Origin of the sequence: Paenibacillus sp. BR2-3 (genome assembly GCF_046529485.1) — a bacterium.
Lineage (GTDB): Bacteria > Bacillota > Bacilli > Paenibacillales > Paenibacillaceae > Paenibacillus_AQ.
Window position 1 is genome coordinate 4,356,505 of sequence record NZ_CP126311.1, and the last position, 15,086, is coordinate 4,371,590.

General features: G+C 44.3%; 16 protein-coding genes. 4 read left to right on the forward strand and 12 right to left on the reverse strand.

Annotated features, from left to right (window positions below; translation table 11 throughout):
* Window positions 1-31 precede the first annotated feature (31 nt).
* The 6 genes from PaeBR_RS20980 to PaeBR_RS21005 form a co-directional block, all read right to left on the reverse strand.
* The gene (locus PaeBR_RS20980) at window positions 32-232 is read right to left on the reverse strand and encodes a hypothetical protein (RefSeq protein WP_410512417.1); all 201 of its coding nucleotides are present in this window, start codon (window positions 230-232) and stop codon (window positions 32-34) included.
* On the reverse strand, window positions 229-1,638 hold the full coding sequence (locus PaeBR_RS20985) for a sensor histidine kinase (RefSeq protein WP_410512418.1): 1,410 nt from the start codon (window positions 1,636-1,638) through the stop codon (window positions 229-231). The genes PaeBR_RS20980 and PaeBR_RS20985 overlap by 4 nt, the downstream gene beginning before the upstream one ends.
* Window positions 1,635-2,342, reverse strand: a complete 708-nt coding sequence (locus PaeBR_RS20990) for a response regulator transcription factor (protein ID WP_410512419.1) — start codon at window positions 2,340-2,342, stop codon at window positions 1,635-1,637. The genes PaeBR_RS20985 and PaeBR_RS20990 overlap by 4 nt, the downstream gene beginning before the upstream one ends.
* A gap of 13 nt (window positions 2,343-2,355) precedes the next feature.
* Complete coding sequence (gene lgt / locus PaeBR_RS20995; RefSeq protein ID WP_410512420.1) at window positions 2,356-3,138, reverse strand: prolipoprotein diacylglyceryl transferase; 783 nt, start codon at window positions 3,136-3,138, stop codon at window positions 2,356-2,358.
* The gene (locus PaeBR_RS21000) at window positions 3,119-3,304 is read right to left on the reverse strand and encodes a hypothetical protein (RefSeq protein WP_410512421.1); all 186 of its coding nucleotides are present in this window, start codon (window positions 3,302-3,304) and stop codon (window positions 3,119-3,121) included. The genes lgt and PaeBR_RS21000 overlap by 20 nt, the downstream gene beginning before the upstream one ends.
* Before the next feature lie 149 nt (window positions 3,305-3,453).
* Window positions 3,454-3,978, reverse strand: a complete 525-nt coding sequence (locus PaeBR_RS21005) for a hypothetical protein (RefSeq protein WP_410512422.1) — start codon at window positions 3,976-3,978, stop codon at window positions 3,454-3,456.
* Window positions 3,979-4,104: 126 nt separating this feature from the next.
* Between PaeBR_RS21005 and PaeBR_RS21010 the strand changes: the two genes are divergently transcribed.
* The 4 genes from PaeBR_RS21010 (at window position 4,105) to PaeBR_RS21025 (ending at window position 7,339) form a co-directional block, all read left to right on the forward strand.
* Complete coding sequence (locus tag PaeBR_RS21010; protein WP_410512423.1) at window positions 4,105-4,701, forward strand: hypothetical protein; 597 nt, start codon at window positions 4,105-4,107, stop codon at window positions 4,699-4,701.
* 284 nt (window positions 4,702-4,985) lie between these two features.
* Entirely contained in the window at window positions 4,986-6,242 is a 1,257-nt protein-coding gene (locus PaeBR_RS21015) for a hypothetical protein (protein WP_410512424.1), read from the forward strand.
* 318 nt (window positions 6,243-6,560) lie between these two features.
* A complete protein-coding gene (locus PaeBR_RS21020; protein WP_410512425.1) occupies window positions 6,561-7,121 on the forward strand; it encodes a C40 family peptidase in 561 nt (186 codons plus the stop codon).
* Window positions 7,122-7,177: 56 nt separating this feature from the next.
* Window positions 7,178-7,339 (forward strand): hypothetical protein, encoded by a 162-nt coding sequence (locus tag PaeBR_RS21025; RefSeq protein ID WP_410512426.1) that lies wholly within the window; start codon window positions 7,178-7,180, stop codon window positions 7,337-7,339.
* Between the two features lie 75 nt (window positions 7,340-7,414).
* Here the strand turns inward: PaeBR_RS21025 and PaeBR_RS21030 are convergent, their stop codons facing one another.
* The 6 genes from PaeBR_RS21030 to PaeBR_RS21055 form a co-directional block, all read right to left on the reverse strand.
* Window positions 7,415-8,053, reverse strand: coding sequence for an S-layer homology domain-containing protein (locus PaeBR_RS21030; RefSeq protein WP_410512427.1), 639 nt, complete (start codon window positions 8,051-8,053; stop codon window positions 7,415-7,417).
* 46 nt (window positions 8,054-8,099) lie between these two features.
* A complete protein-coding gene (locus PaeBR_RS21035; protein ID WP_410512428.1) occupies window positions 8,100-10,511 on the reverse strand; it encodes a S8 family serine peptidase in 2,412 nt (803 codons plus the stop codon).
* A gap of 773 nt (window positions 10,512-11,284) precedes the next feature.
* A complete protein-coding gene (locus PaeBR_RS21040; RefSeq protein ID WP_410512429.1) occupies window positions 11,285-12,214 on the reverse strand; it encodes an NAD(P)-dependent alcohol dehydrogenase in 930 nt (309 codons plus the stop codon).
* Window positions 12,215-12,964, reverse strand: coding sequence for a DUF4386 domain-containing protein (locus PaeBR_RS21045; RefSeq protein WP_410512430.1), 750 nt, complete (start codon window positions 12,962-12,964; stop codon window positions 12,215-12,217).
* On the reverse strand, window positions 12,961-14,808 hold the full coding sequence (locus PaeBR_RS21050; protein ID WP_410512431.1) for a non-ribosomal peptide synthetase: 1,848 nt from the start codon (window positions 14,806-14,808) through the stop codon (window positions 12,961-12,963). The genes PaeBR_RS21045 and PaeBR_RS21050 overlap by 4 nt, the downstream gene beginning before the upstream one ends.
* A gap of 43 nt (window positions 14,809-14,851) precedes the next feature.
* A complete protein-coding gene (locus PaeBR_RS21055; RefSeq protein ID WP_410512432.1) occupies window positions 14,852-15,085 on the reverse strand; it encodes a hypothetical protein in 234 nt (77 codons plus the stop codon).
* Window position 15,086 lies beyond the last annotated feature (1 nt).

Below are 15,086 nucleotides of genomic sequence, written 5' to 3' on the forward strand. Positions count from 1 at the left end.
ACCTGGAAATCAACTCCGAAGTCTTTTTTTATTAACGTTTTTTCCCTAAATGAAACCATTTCACCAGCAAAAATATAAATAAGACAAGTAGTGCGGTACACAATAAAAATGTTTTGACATACCCGCCAAAATAAAGAAGGGAATCGCTTCGGAAAGAGATTGCCGATATGGTCATGCACATTAACCCCATTCCCATAAAGAGAATAGCAATTAGCCATTCAATTTTTTTCATGTGCTTTCCTCCCCTGTTTCCGGCTGCAGGACAAAGTGGATTTCAAATCGGGTACCTGCCCCTATTGTACTGGAGACTTGTATATATCCATTATGTAACTCCACCAGCTTCTTCACAATAGACAATCCCAGTCCAGTACCTCCATATTGACGGGAACGGGACTTTTCTACTCTATAAAACCGTTCAAAAATAAACGGAAGTTCATCTGCAGGAATACCAATCCCGGTATCTTCTACAATCAAGGTTACTGAAACAGATTCAAACCTTAAATATACATCAATGCCTCCGCGCTCGGTATATCGAATAGCATTCTCCAGCAGATTTAATACAATCTGTTCCACTCGTTTCCCGTCTGCCTGAACCAATGAAGCTGTTCCGGATGGATGGAAATTCAGCTTTAGGCTTTTCTCCTTTGCTTTCAATTCAACCTTCATGACCGCCTGCTCAACCAGTTCAGACAAATCGATCCAATCGGGTACAAGAGAAATTCTCCCCTCTTCCATTTTAGCCAGATCAAATAAATCATCGACCAAATGCTGAAGCCGCACTGCTTCCTGATAGATAATGTCCAGGTAACGATCCTTCTCTTCTTCGGTCTCATATAACTGATCCTTAACTACCTTGGAATAACCCTCCAGGTAAGTGATGGGTGTGCGGAGTTCATGAGATATATTCGCGAAAAATTCTTGACGGGTATCCCGGTAACGCTGCAAATCAATCGCTAAATTATTAATGGCTTCAGCTAAAGTGCCAATTTCGTCCTTGCTTTTGATTTCCAGCCTGGTCTCCAGTTCACCATGGGCAATTTTACGGGTCGCACTTTGCAATTGCAGTAGAGGGCGGGATAGAATTTGAGCGATAATCCACGTAATCCCCAAGGCCAGCAAAAATGCACCCATCCCGGAGAGCATTAATAGATTTCGTACACCTGCTAACGATTGCTCCATTTGTTCAGTAGAGGACATGACATAAAGAGCTGAAGTTATTTCTCCCCCGTCAAGTATAGGCTGCCCCGATACAAAATAACGAATTCCGGCAGGATCTTCATATAATAAGCTTACCTTCTCACCGGAAAAAATCTTATAGAGGTCCGAAGCCCGAATAAAGGATCGGTCTGATGAATCATGCACACCTGAATGGAGAATGACTTCCCCGTTCTTCAATATATTGAAAATGCTGACATCTGAAAATTCAGCAAAGGTTTTCATGGCTTGCTCGGATATGGAGTCCATGGAATTGGCCATTACTGTGAAGTGGGAGGTTAGGTCCTCCGTTTCTTTCCGCATGCCTGCATAATAAAAATTGGCAAACAATCTATCAATGGCAAAACCCAGGAATAATAAAACGATAAGAAATACGGTAATGATCACAAGACCAAGTTTAAAGCCGATCCGGTTATTCTTCATTCGGTTTCTCCGGAAATATGAAACTTATATCCTACTCCCCACACCGTTTGTATAGGATTGCAACTCATTCCCGCCTTCTGCAATTTTTCACGAATATTCTTGATATGGGTGTCTACTACCCGAACCTCGCCCTCATAATCATGCCCCCATAGTCTTTCAACAAGCTCCTCTCTGCTGAAAGTTCGCTGCCTGTTTTGGGCTAATGCAACAAGAAGATCGAACTCCTTTTGGGTAAAATCGACCAGTACATCCTGAATACGAACCTCCCGGGCATCCGGAAATATGTTGAGTTCCGGAAATTCCAGCACCCATTGCTGGGGCTGGGTGACTTGGGTTATCGTTGATCTCCGGATTAACGAATAGATTCTGGCCAACAGCTCTTTAGAATCAAAAGGTTTGGTTAAATAATCATCCGCACCGATCCCCAAACCATGAATTTTATCCTTTGTTTCCGTACGTGCGGTGAGCATTAAGATAGGTACTGTTTCCGTCTCCCTGACTACCTTGCATACTTGCCAGCCATTTATATCGGGCATCATTACATCAAGCAGAATGATATCAAAGGAATGCTTTTTTATCATGGATAATGCCTCTTGGCCTGTCGCAGCTTCCTTAACCTGAAATCCCTCTTTCATTAAATAAATCCGCAGTAAGTTTCTCATATTCCATTCATCATCGACAATCAATACCTGAAGTTTCGACATTATGCCCACCTACTTAGTTCTCTAGTTTTGATTTCCCTTTATGTTTCATAAACAGATACAGCATGATCACGAAGCTAATCATAATAACCGTCATACTGGTCCACTGCCCGGCGGTCCAATTCAGCGAATACCGCGGTGAATCACCACGCAGAAACTCCAGTGAGAATCTGCCTATCGCATAGAGTATATTATAAATTAGAAAGAGCACGCCTTTGGGGAGGTTTTTGTGCTTGACAGTAATAAGGAAGGCGAACACGATAAAGTCCCATTGTCCTTCCCATATTTCCGCCGGCCATAAAGGAACTGCCCCATACTGGGCAAAAGCTTGCGTTCCTGCCGGGTACACGATGCCAAAACCTGAATTTGTAGGCGATCCAAAAGCATCTCCGTTCAAGAAGCAGGCAATACGACCGATCGCTTGACCCAGAATAATCGCGGGGGCGAGAGTGTCCGCAAGCTCCCAGAAAGGAATCTGCTTGATCTTGGCAAAGACCGCTGCTGTAATAATCCCTCCAATAAGGGCTCCCTGAATGGAAATACCACCGTTCCAAATCTCGACAATCTGCGAGAGATTCTTGGAATAATAAGGCCACTGAAAAAAGAACACATGCCAGATTCTGGCCCCTATAATGGCACCCACTAAAACATATAAAGTCATGTTAGGGATATGTTTGTGGAAAGAGGTTCCTCTAGCCAAGTATAAAGCAACACCCATCCCCAGCAGCACCGCAAGAGCAACGATAACTCCATAGGACCGAAGCGTATAACCGCCAATTTCAAATAATTCTACTCGCATCTTGTCCTCCTTGTTCCTTTTCTAGGGTAAATAAATGTTTACTTGCCACTACTCCATGAGACCCCTTTCCTGTTGCAAGAGCTCCTGCATTTTTAGATGATTTACTTGCTTCTACTGCTTGGTTATTATCGAGGGTAGTTAAATCTATAATCGCTTTCTTGTTCATAGCTGTTTGCCTCCGTTTTAAAGTTTAAAGTAGAAGTGTGTAGAAATTATGGAGAACTCATGAGGTTTGCGTGAGCATTCCGATAATTAAAATGCCGCAAGCTGATTAAAGCTTACGGCATTTTAATGGGCTTATGCTAAATATAATAATCACTGTTCATTAAATTCTTTCTCTTTCGCATCATTAAGGGCATTATAGAGGTTTTCCCTAATGTCCGACTTTTCCACGTTTGAAGCAACAGGTCCTACAATAACAGCTTGAATTCCACCATTTCCTTCAGCACCGATTGGATTCAGACGTTTGAGTTCTTCCAGGGTGGCCGCAGGAACGCCGTCTTTATCCACAAAAAGAACCGGTCCATTGCTCGGATGGTGGATCAGATCCGTGCTTACCGCTCCAATTTGCCAATTACTCACATCAGTTAGAACAACGCTTGCCGGTCGGTTGTTCTCGGTTACCGCTGTCCAGAGCGTACGGGATACCAAAACCGCAGCTTCAACCGGATCGGATGTATTGATGCGGATCGTGTTTTTAGTGCCTACCCAAGGTACAGCTACTGAACTACTGTTGGTTTGCTCGGATGCTGTATCTGCTGCCTTATTCCTTATTTGGCATCCGGATACGACTGCACCTAAAAGCAAAGTTAAACTAGCCATAATTAATACCTTTTTCATCATTTCCCCTCCATCTTGAAGTTACTTTTTTAAATTTAAGTTGGACTTAGAATAGAATAGAAATCGGCATAAATCCCCCTCTAGGACTCATACGTTAAATCATAAAACAAGCAGGGGGTTGTACATTTGCTAAACTGGATGATTGCTGTAATCTATTATTCTTTTATTACATGTTGGTCGTTAGGTTTTATATACCGGTTCCGCTCAAGTATTACAGGCACAATCGCGATGATTTCGCCTATGGCAAGCGGGATGATTGTCGGCTTTGGAAGTGGAACCCTCGTGGGAGCTATGTTTGAATCCAACCTATTGCTCTCACTATTAATCAGTGTGCTTGTAGGCATCTCTGCAGGTGGGATAATCGGTTCATTCATCAGTATTGGAGCTTTTCTGAATGGGGCTTTGTCCGGAATGATGGCCGGAATGATGGGGGCTATGTTAATAGGCATGCTGCCTTCTTCACAATGGAATCGCGTTATTTTTATTTTTATGGCAGTTGGCGCCGTTCTCCAATTTATCCACACCTTAATGCTTCAAGGACAAATCAACGAAGATGACCTTAAACATTCGACTTGGGTATTTCGCACTCCAACACTAGTTTTCCTTATAACCGCCGCTTTAATTTTTCTATTCTCCGCAGGCGGCTCTGCCCAAAATCACGAAACGGTTCCTCGATCGACCGAAAAAACACAGCAAAGCCATAATATGATCAACATGCAGTAAGAATTCAGATGTCAGTTCCAAACTTCCCCTCCGTTACTCTCCTCTTTTTATCATTTAATTCTTTAGTTCGGTTTATATACCTTTATATTGACCTGGCTCTGGCATTTTTATACTTGATGTCTTTGTTGTAAATCAAGAATACCAACTCACTTTTGGGAAGTATGAAGAAACCATGAGGAAAACATGTTTTTGCAAAAAACAATCAATTTCGCACTGCAGCTGCTAGTTTTCGCTATTATAATTCAGAGTATAGATTTGAGAATGGTAATGGAGGAAGTTATAGGATGATGAACCCGAATACCGAAAAGCATATCCAGGAATACAAAGCTGATCCGGAATCCGTGTATAATACATGGTTCCTAAACAATAGTGATCGCTTGAAGGCTTTCCGTACGATTAGAACCGGAGTTGCAGATGTAATTCATGCGATTGAGAGAAGAACATTCGGCAATGATTTTAAAGGTTCACCGTTAGAATTTGTTTTGGCGGCAATTTGTGAACAGAAACAAGTATTCGAAGGAGCTGCACATGCCTTTTACTGGAAACCGAAGCTTCGGATCCCGGATATTTATGAAAATGAAGAACATCAGCTTGCCTTTGGCCGGTTTTTAAAAGCAGTCTCCCAAACGTCCCAGGAAAAAACTGTGCTCGCGGAAATCATGAAACTGGACCGTTTGCAAATCAAAGGATTAGGCCCGGCTGTAGCCAACATCCTATATTTTCTTCATCCCACTCTGTTCCCGCCATTTAATACGGCCATTGTGAATGGATTTAACCAGCTGCTCGGGCGTAAGATCAAGCTCGGTTCATGGTCAGCCTATCTGGAAATGCGGGAAGAACTAATGGCGATGAACGAAACCTGCCGTACGCCTCTTTCTAAAGATCTGGGGGCCGTTGGCGGTTTCATGTTTGAAGTGGGGACAGGCCGAATCGTAGTAAGCGGAAATGCGGAGAAATACCTGGAAGCCGAAGCATCCAAACGGGAAAAAAGCAATCTCAAGAGACATAAGGAGGTCACAAACGATGTAAAGGAGGAAAATGAACATAGCGAAATACAGTACCATTTGGCCAGACTCGGAAAAGCGCTGGGATATCAGGTCTGGATTGCTCAAAACGACCATAAGCGCGAGTGGAACCGGCAATCTCTTGGCTATTTTTCAATCCCATCCCTGCCGCCATTGAACGTTCCGAAATCCGTTGCCGACACCATATCCTTCATCGATGTCATCTGGCTGGATGAGCGGAATCATATCATCTCCGCATTTGAAGTAGAAAAAAGCACTTCAATCTATTCCGGCATCCTCCGGCTGCACGATTTATCGTTGTCAATTGGAAATCAGGAATCACAGCTTTACCTCATCTGTCCCGACAGCCGGGAAAAAGAAGTTCAGGCACAGCTGCTCCGCCCCTCCCTGCAGCAGGATAACATGCGCGGTATTTCTTATATCTTATTCTCTGATTTGCGCTGCGATTGCGATGCAATGTGTAAATATGGGCGTTCCTCAGACGTGCTTGATCAGATATCTAAGGTTAGTTGCTAAATCGTCTTCAATCTCCAATTTGATACCGATGCTTCCTTGTATCCTCTCCAGAAATGCGGGTTAATCCCCCTTGTTTCTGGAGTTTTTTTATACAGATTCCGATACCCCCGCACCAAGCCTGCAATTATCTTTTTTTCAAATTCTCGCCATCTCGAAATCTATCATTATAAACATCACTTATGTAAAAAGTGTGTGGTTTGTGTGTTGATTTCATTAAATATCTCATATTTTCTCTGGCAAATATTAAGCCTCAACAAACCATAGAAGCCTATGTTAGGATGGCTCATATCCACAAAACATTTCCTGGAGGTATAAAGAATGAGAAAAGGTATAGCTTACTTATTGGTCTCTGCATCACTGGTCATGAGCTCACTGGCGGGCAGTTCAGCCTATGCAGCAAGCGATAATACGAAACAATTGAGTACAGCAGCAGCAAGTACTGTCCGCAACAATGTAATCACAGCGGGAAAGAAATACTTAGGCACGCCCTACGAGTTTGGGTCAAGCCGTACTAATACCAAGACGTTTGATTGCTCTGATTTTGTAAGACAAGCCTATTTGGACGGAGCAGGGATCAAATTACCAGCAAACTCGAGGACTCAAGGTGCTTACATCAAAGCAAATGGGACCTATACAACGAACTGGAAAAATTTAAAACCTGGTGATATTATGTTTTTCATGTCTTACAGAGGAAGCAAAGATTCTAATTACAAAGGGATTAACAAAAGCACTACTCGCATCACTCATAACGGAATATATTTAGGCAACGGGAAAATACTACAGACCTATTCCATAAAGTCAGGCGGAGTTCGAATTGACAACATTGAAGGTACTCAATGGGAAAAACGCTTTCTCTTTGGCGGAAGCATTCTGAAATAAGGATAAAATAAAAACCATCTTCTCATACTATGTGTAAGAAGATGGAGGTGAATGCAATGCCCAAAAGCAGCACCAATCCCATAGTGAAACCCGCAGATATTCGTCCAGAACAGAAAGACAATAATGATAATACAACTGAAGAAGCTCAGTTACTGTCAACCGATAAGGCTGCCGATTATGTCCCAAGCTTAAATGGTATGTTCAAAAATAAAATTTAAGCAGCAACAAGGTCCATCCGCAAGAAAAACCTCTCTGGTGTGGAGAGGTTTTTCTACTGTGATGCTATTATAAAATCAAGCTTCCGGAATGTCCTGCGGGTTGCTCGCTTCTGCAGGCCTTTCCAGCAAGCCGCCAACCCCGTAATCCCTCAAGTTTTTGATGAATCGCAGCGCTTCGATGCGGGTTAATGCTTTATCGCCTTCAAAGCTCTTAATGCCGACTTCATTGGGATTCTTGCCTTGTGCCAGACCGAAGGCGAGCAAATAACGAATGGCATTATCGCCGCTGAAATGGACTCCTTCTGTGGCTGAAATCAATTCGGCCACCCGCTTACGCAGGAGAACTTTTTTTCTGGGCGCAGGGTCCGTGTAGCTTTGAACAGGGTAATTCAGCTCTTTAGCTCTGGCGTAGTAGACATTCGCCCAGTTTCCCTTTTGGGCAGCCGCCAGATTTGGCTCAAAGGCACGGATAAGCATCGCCAGGAACTCGGCTTCGGTAACTGTTTTGCTCGGCTTAAATGAACCATCGTCATAACCCGTGATGATTTGGTTCGATATTCCCCATTGGACCGTTTCTTCATACCACGCTCCTTTTTTGATATCTGTAAACGTGGCTCGAACGGCCGCCTCGGCGTTATGCGGTATGGAAATGAAGATTAGCGCCAGCGCCAGAAACAATGAAAACATAGCTGTTGTTATTGATTTTATTCTCATATCTTTGCTCCAATCCAGTTAGTAAGATATTGCTTCTCTGCGGCTATTAACGGGTGGTGAACTCCAAGATCAACGGATTCTTCAGCTCAAAGGCTGCTCCTGAATTCAGATTCGGCTTGCCCTTTACCGACTTATCAATGAGGATCGTGAAGGTTTCCTTCGAAGGGAATGAACCTTTTCCCGGTGTAACGAGAATCCGGTTGAACACGACACGGATGCTAACACCCTCTACCGGCTCGCCTTTGCTGTTAAGCACAAAAACGTTCACTCCCAGCTTAATCGACGATGCATCAATGTATTTGAAGCTTGCGCTTTTCATAGCGACCTGGAGATTGATGCCAATCGGCACCGCAGAACGAATTTCATTTTTGGCCGGAAGGTCTTTGATGCCCAGCACACTTTTGAGTTCTTCCAGCTTTCCTTGGAATTCCTTATGTTGTTCTTTATCAGTTAGTGCCAGAACCTCCAATTTTGCTTGAACGAAATCCGAAATGCTATGCGATTCTTTCGCTTTCTCCAGCGCCGATTCTACAGCCCGGGCTTCCTTCTTTTCCACAACTGGCGGTGCCGAAATGACAGCACTTACTCCAGTCGGTGAAGGCGTGGGATTCGTAGGAACCACTATAACATCACCAATGGGGATGGAACCAACGGGGTTGGATACTATCGGATTTGGTAATAACGGATTTGTTGCGACCGGATTTATTTGCGCAGGTACTGGCAGTATTGGAATAGCCTGTGTTCTTGCAGTCAGAGCGGCTCCAACCGAAATATTGCTGCTGTCATCCACTGTTTTAACAACAATATTGTATGCCGTGTCCGGAAGCAGGTCTGTGAGATCAAAGCTCGGATTAGGGGATTCTCCGGCCAAAATTCCGTTCACATAAACGTTGGCTTTTGCAAAATCCGCATCAGCCGGGTTATTCCAGCTCAACCGGATAGAACTCCTTGTTGTCTCATTGGCTATCAGACCGGTTACTTCCGCCGGTGACGTGGTATCAATTACCGGAGCTGCCGCATACGTAGCCTCTGTCACCGTTATGCCCAGAGATTCGTTGCCGCTCTGATCGACGGATTTAACCGCAAGGGTATAGGAAGTGCTCGGCTGCAGCCCATCTAGCATGTAAGTTTGTTCCGCCGTCATCCCCGCCCTCACATTATTTATATAGATATGATTGGTGGCGAAATCAGGATCAATCGGATTGGACCATATAAGGGAAAGCGAACTTTCAGTTTTATCAGTCACTTGAAGATCGGTCACGTCCCCTGGAGCCGTTGTGTCGGCTTGCTCATTGAACGTAAGGGCACCAAATCCGAACTCGCTGTCACGGCCCGGCGCTCCCAAATCGACCGCGTACTTCCTCATTTCCTCGCGCAGCTGGGCATTCGTCATCGAGGGGTACTTCTGTTTCAGCAAGGCAAGTGTGCCCGACACATGGGGGGCTGCCTGGGATGTACCGCTTGTCATCGCATAACCCTCTGTTCCATCGGCTTTTACATACGTTGAAATAATATTCACACCGGGGGCCGCGACTTCTACTTCATCACCCACAGACGAGAAACTCCCTCTTGTATTCGCAGAGTCAATCGCCGCAACAGCAATAACGCTATCGTACTTTGCGGGATAGTTCACAGTATTTATGCTTAACGGTATGCCTTCCTGACTGTTTCCGGCCGAGGCGACAACAAGAATGCCTTCGTCATAGGCACGATCCACCATCTGTTGCATAGCCAATGAATCCTCTTCTGTTCCTAAAGAGAGATTGATAATGTCCATACCGTTATTGATCGCCCAATCCAATCCTTCCAAAATATCGGTAAGGTTTCCTACTCCGTCTTGGTTCAAAGCTTTTACAGCGTACAACTGCACACCCGGGGCAACCCCTACTAATCCGATCCCATCGTTCCGGGCAGAGATAATGCCTGCGACATGAGTGCCATGACCGTTATCATCGCTGTAACTATTGGTATAATCAACAGTTGAAATACCGCCTGCAATGTTTAATTCGCTGTGTGCAAAAATACCCGAGTCCAGCACCGCTACTTTTATATTCGCTCCCGTGTAGCCAGCATTCCACATCGTTGTGGGCCCAACCGCCTGAAAATTCCACTGCGCTTGCTCCGCCGGAACCAGGTCAGAGGCTGCGCTGAAACTTTCCTCCGTCATTTGAAAGGAAATGTTGCGCTCGATATAGGCAATGTTCGGGTCTTTCACCATTTTATAAAGATCATCATTGGTCACCGTGGCGGATATGGCTGGAATCGTCTTGAATTCGTGTTCAATTTCAACACTCTCTTCATAGATGAGGTCTTTGCCCTCTTCATTCTTGTATACGACAATGACTTCCTGCTCCGTAACCGTCTGGTCATCAACCGCATACACCATCTGGGAATTGACTAATATCGTAAAAGCCACCGCTGCAGCAGTCAGTCTACTAATCTTTTTTCTTATGCTCATAGATGTCTCTCCTTGTTGGTAAGATAAGCTAATATAGCTTTATGGAGAGAATATCGGTTAGAAATAGAATAATTTTAGGCTTTTTATGAAAAAAATATATAATTTTTGGCATTCTCTATAAAAGGAAGACAGGCAACAAGCCGGGTGACACACCCGCTTGTTTTTTCGTTTTATGCGAGTTCCGATATTTTCAGCAAACCTTCAACCCATCTTCATGGGGAATTCAGATAAGCCGCCTATACTTAACTTTAATAACCGTTAATGATCCAAGCGCAATAAGCGCAAACTCGCCCGAATCCGACGATTGGAACTATAGCAGTGACGACATGACCCTCTCCATCGACCAAGTCGTCACAGGCACTGGCAGCGACCAAATTACGTACTACGTGGCTGATGTTCAGGTTTCGGACAAATTATGCCACCAAAGAAAAGCGTCATTTCGAAAATCCATGACTCGCTATTATGCCTTCGTTTCACTAAGAAAAGAAAAATTGAAGTTAAGCGGAGATCTTTTCCCGAAACTGCCGAAAGTGTCATAACCGCCCTTCGCAACTAATAACTTGGAGTCCGGCTGCGGATCTACGACGAACCCGTCCCGTAGTAGTTCTTTTTACCGTCTGATGCCGGGTTTCCCTGACCGATACCGGGCGTTGTCCCAGTTTACTTTTACCCCAAGGGCTTCGACTGGGTGTGGTTACCTCACTAATGAAGGCCGGTAGACTCACTCTTCCGAGCAGCTACCGGCCTATTTAGCGGTCAGGCGCAACGTTTTGTTAGATTTTATTTTGATGGTTCAAAATGATAACTACATTTCCTTTTTTATGGCCTTGATCGACATAGCGGTGCGCCTCTACCATCTGCTCCAGCGGATAGCAGCGATCAATAACGGGTTTCAACCGGCCCGTCTCCATAAGCTCTTTGAGAAAATCTAGTGTTGCTTTGCGTGGAACTGCTGTCCCGCCATTGACCGTATTGAGATAATGTCCTTTGTTCTTAAGCAGACTTTTACATTGGGATAGCGAAGTCTTGCCTACCGTATCAAAAATAATATCGTAGGTCTCGCCGGTTTTCGTAAAATCCTCTCGGGTGTAGACAATGACCTTTTCGGCTCCAAGAGATTTCACCATTTCAACATTCGCAGCACTGCATACCCCTGTCACTTCCGCCCCGAAGTACTTGGCCAGTTGTACCGCAAAAGTGCCTACACTTCCCGAAGCGCCATGGATAAGGACTTTTTTTTCGGGCTGGATGTTTCCTTTTTTGAGGAAATGCAGAGCGGTATTTGCTCCAATAGAAAGAGTCGCGGCTTCCTCATAGGTCATATTGTCTGATTTTGTTACCACTGCCCCATCCTCGGGCAGGCATTTGTACTCAGCGTGGGCACCGAAATTCGACTTGAAGGTCGATGCAAAAACCTTGTCCCCCGCCTTGAACCGTTTGACATCTTTGCCGACTGCTTCAACTACACCGGCGAGTTCCATTCCGAATATTGGATTTCTTGGTTTTCTGAAACCTAAAACGATTCGAGCGGGGAGCCAAGCCATGGGGGGAACTGTAAAACTTCGCATTCTACAGTCCCCTGCGTTTACGGTTGTTGCATACACTTTTACCAATATTTCATGATCTTTGGGCACAGGTTTTTCGACCTCTTTGAGCTGGAGAACCTCCGGTGGTCCATATTTGGTTGCAACGATTGCTTTCATTTAGATCCCTACCTTATCAAAAGGTTTGTTTCCGTAGTTCGTAGCTTTCGTTCTGTCAGACTCGGAAGCAAGTGCAGATACGTTGAAGCCTTTCACGATGAGCCATCCCGCAAGAATCATTTCAAACGCGGCTACCCCCGGCATCGCCAAAATGGCTTCCGCTGTTGAAAATGGAACAATGATACCGAACATTTCTAACACGCCTACAATAAAAATGAGTGTTGCTCCGGTAAGACCCCATATTGATATGATCCGGGGAACTAGTTTTGATTTATAGAGTAAATAACTGTACATCAACGTGTTTATGCCCAAAAAGAGCTTGGGGCCAAACATAAAGGTCCAGTCATGTACGGCTTTTAATAATGTACCTGAAGCTTGATAAAAGGCTGCATTCGTAGCTCCTGCATTTACAAATTCCTGGCTCAAGGTTAATAGGGATAGTACGCTGATTATACCAACCGTAATGACAATCGCCTCAAGAAATCGGAAGCAAAGATACCCAATGGCTATAGTTTCATTCTGCTTTCTTATTAATGGAAACAGCGTAATCGTAGTGCCAATAGCTGTAATAACAAGAATTAACTCCATAATCGCTCCCCATATCACCTGGTTTGCATGTTCAGCACCATTAATAAGATAATCGGGACCATTTAGAATCGGATTGTATAACAGAAGACCTATGATTGCCGAAACCGTCGCAAGTATAAATTGTATCCCCAACAGTATTGCTCTTTTCCTGTGGTTATTCATTTGTTTGTCTCCTTTTTATAAATAGATTTAATAAGTACTCCTTTGGGCTTACCGGTAGAGCCCGATGTAAAGATAACGTAAGCCAGATTATGTGGAGCAGTTACCGGGCTCAGATTTGTTGCTAATTCATTTGCATGTTCCTGTATGTATAACACATTAAAATCCGGAAGTTCCTTAATGAGCTTGTCGCTCTCAGGGCCGGCCAGAATTACATTGGTCCGGCAATCAGCTAACATAAAATGTACTCTATCTAGCGGAAGCTCCGGATCGATAGGCAGGTAAGCTCCACCGGCCTTAAGAATGCCATATAGACCGATCACCATTTCCAGAGACCTTGCCGATACGATGCCAACGATCGTTTCAGGCTGTACCCCTTGCTCTCGCAATAGAGCCCCCACGTAGTTAGCTCTGTCGTTCAATTGCTTATAAGTCAATGTTTTCCCTTCAAAGTCGACGGCAATCGCATTTGGCGTCTGCTTTACCTGCTCCTCGAAAAGATCTATGACCGTTCGATGTACCGGATAATCGATAGAGGTGGCATTAAAGTCTTCCAGAATTATGTTCTTCTCATGTGCAGAAACCATTTCAAGATCCATAAGCTTTGTCTCTGGCTGCGCTAGTGCATTGGCCAGCAGGGTCTGATAATGGGCCGCCATTCGTTCAATGGTATCCGCTCGGAATAAGTCTGTACTGAACTCCCAGGCGAGGTTATACCCCTCTTCCGTATCATCAATACTTAATGTTAGATCGAACTTCGACACCTGATTCTCTACATCAAGCATCTGATAGTGGGATTCGTCTAAAGTCAGCTCTGATTTTTCGTTATTTTGCAGCACGAACATTACATCAAATAGCGGATTTCTTGACGGGTCGCGAGGTAGATTTAATCTTTCTACCAGCTCCTCGAATGGATACGCCTGATTGTCTAAGGCATTCAGACTTTTCGCTCGTATGATTTCAACCAATTGAAAGAAGTTCATGTCCTCTTTCAATTGCCCTCTAATGACGAGCGTGTTCACAAACATGCCCAGCATATTGGCTGCATCCGGATGGTTCCTGCCTGATACAGGTGTACCCACGAGTATCTCTTCCTGTCCACTGTACTTACTAAGTAGAAGCAGAAATACGGATAGAAGCACCGAGAATTCTGTTGTACGGGTTTTCAGACAAAACTTTCGCACTTCCTCTTTAAGCGATAAACCTGCTTGAACCGAATAACCTGCTCCCTGAAATGATTTTTGTTGTGGTCTAGGGTAATCCGTAAATAAATCTAGAGCAGGAATCCCATCTACAAACTCATTGTGCCAATACAGCTCCTGCTTTCTAAGATCCAAGGACTCCTGCCACCGCATGTAGTGCTTATACTCAACAGTAAGCTTTGGAAGTTCACCGCCTCCATACAGGACGGACAGATCCTCAAACAGCACGGGGATAGATCCTCCATCACAAATAATGTGATGGAGGTCGAACAATAGAACCGTGCCCTCATCCAGCATGTTTAGAACGAGGACCCGCATCAGCGGTCCCTCGCTTAAGCTAAAAGGGCGAATAAAATCAAGGCTGGCCCGTTTCACATCCTCTTTCTTTACAACTCTAACTTCTACTGGAATATCAATAGACTCTTCAACCACCTGCAGCAAATGACTTCCCGATTCGATAAAATTGGTGCGGAGCAACTCATGACGTTCAACTAACTTTTGAACAGCGCCTCTTAATCGTTGAACATCGATACTGCCTGAGGATTCCAATAATATTGGGACGTTGTAGGTAATATTGGATCCTTGAATCCTGTCTACCAGATAAATTCGCTTCTGCGCCGTGCTCATCTTGTATTTTTTAGACATGGATATTCTCCTTTGCGTAGGTTTATTGGTTATGGAACTTCTTTCATAGCTTATTGATATACTGGACAACTCCGCTAATCATCCCCAGCCCTCCAATCACCAGAAGAATCCAGCCAAACACACGGGTATTGCTTTGGGTTGGTGATGCCAACAATCTCCAAGCAACAAATATAAATATGGCACCAATGATAATATTTGAAATAAAGAGTGCTGATGGACTCCCTCCAAATATAGAATCCAAAAAGCCGTCTACCTTTTTTTCTACATCCTCTTCCATC

Coding starts and splice junctions, on each gene's coding strand:
- PaeBR_RS20980 (WP_410512417.1), bottom strand. CDS start 232: ATGAAAAAAATTGAATGGCTAATTGCTATTCTCTTTATGGGAATGGGG.
- PaeBR_RS20985 (WP_410512418.1), bottom strand. CDS start 1,638: ATGAAGAATAACCGGATCGGCTTTAAACTTGGTCTTGTGATCATTACC.
- PaeBR_RS20990 (WP_410512419.1), bottom strand. CDS start 2,342: ATGTCGAAACTTCAGGTATTGATTGTCGATGATGAATGGAATATGAGA.
- lgt (WP_410512420.1), bottom strand. CDS start 3,138: ATGCGAGTAGAATTATTTGAAATTGGCGGTTATACGCTTCGGTCCTAT.
- PaeBR_RS21000 (WP_410512421.1), bottom strand. CDS start 3,304: ATGAACAAGAAAGCGATTATAGATTTAACTACCCTCGATAATAACCAA.
- PaeBR_RS21005 (WP_410512422.1), bottom strand. CDS start 3,978: ATGAAAAAGGTATTAATTATGGCTAGTTTAACTTTGCTTTTAGGTGCA.
- PaeBR_RS21015 (WP_410512424.1), top strand. CDS start 4,986: ATGATGAACCCGAATACCGAAAAGCATATCCAGGAATACAAAGCTGAT.
- PaeBR_RS21020 (WP_410512425.1), top strand. CDS start 6,561: ATGAGAAAAGGTATAGCTTACTTATTGGTCTCTGCATCACTGGTCATG.
- PaeBR_RS21025 (WP_410512426.1), top strand. CDS start 7,178: ATGCCCAAAAGCAGCACCAATCCCATAGTGAAACCCGCAGATATTCGT.
- PaeBR_RS21030 (WP_410512427.1), bottom strand. CDS start 8,053: ATGAGAATAAAATCAATAACAACAGCTATGTTTTCATTGTTTCTGGCG.
- PaeBR_RS21035 (WP_410512428.1), bottom strand. CDS start 10,511: ATGAGCATAAGAAAAAAGATTAGTAGACTGACTGCTGCAGCGGTGGCT.
- PaeBR_RS21040 (WP_410512429.1), bottom strand. CDS start 12,214: ATGAAAGCAATCGTTGCAACCAAATATGGACCACCGGAGGTTCTCCAG.
- PaeBR_RS21045 (WP_410512430.1), bottom strand. CDS start 12,964: ATGAATAACCACAGGAAAAGAGCAATACTGTTGGGGATACAATTTATA.
- PaeBR_RS21050 (WP_410512431.1), bottom strand. CDS start 14,808: ATGTCTAAAAAATACAAGATGAGCACGGCGCAGAAGCGAATTTATCTG.
- PaeBR_RS21055 (WP_410512432.1), bottom strand. CDS start 15,085: ATGGAAGAGGATGTAGAAAAAAAGGTAGACGGCTTTTTGGATTCTATA.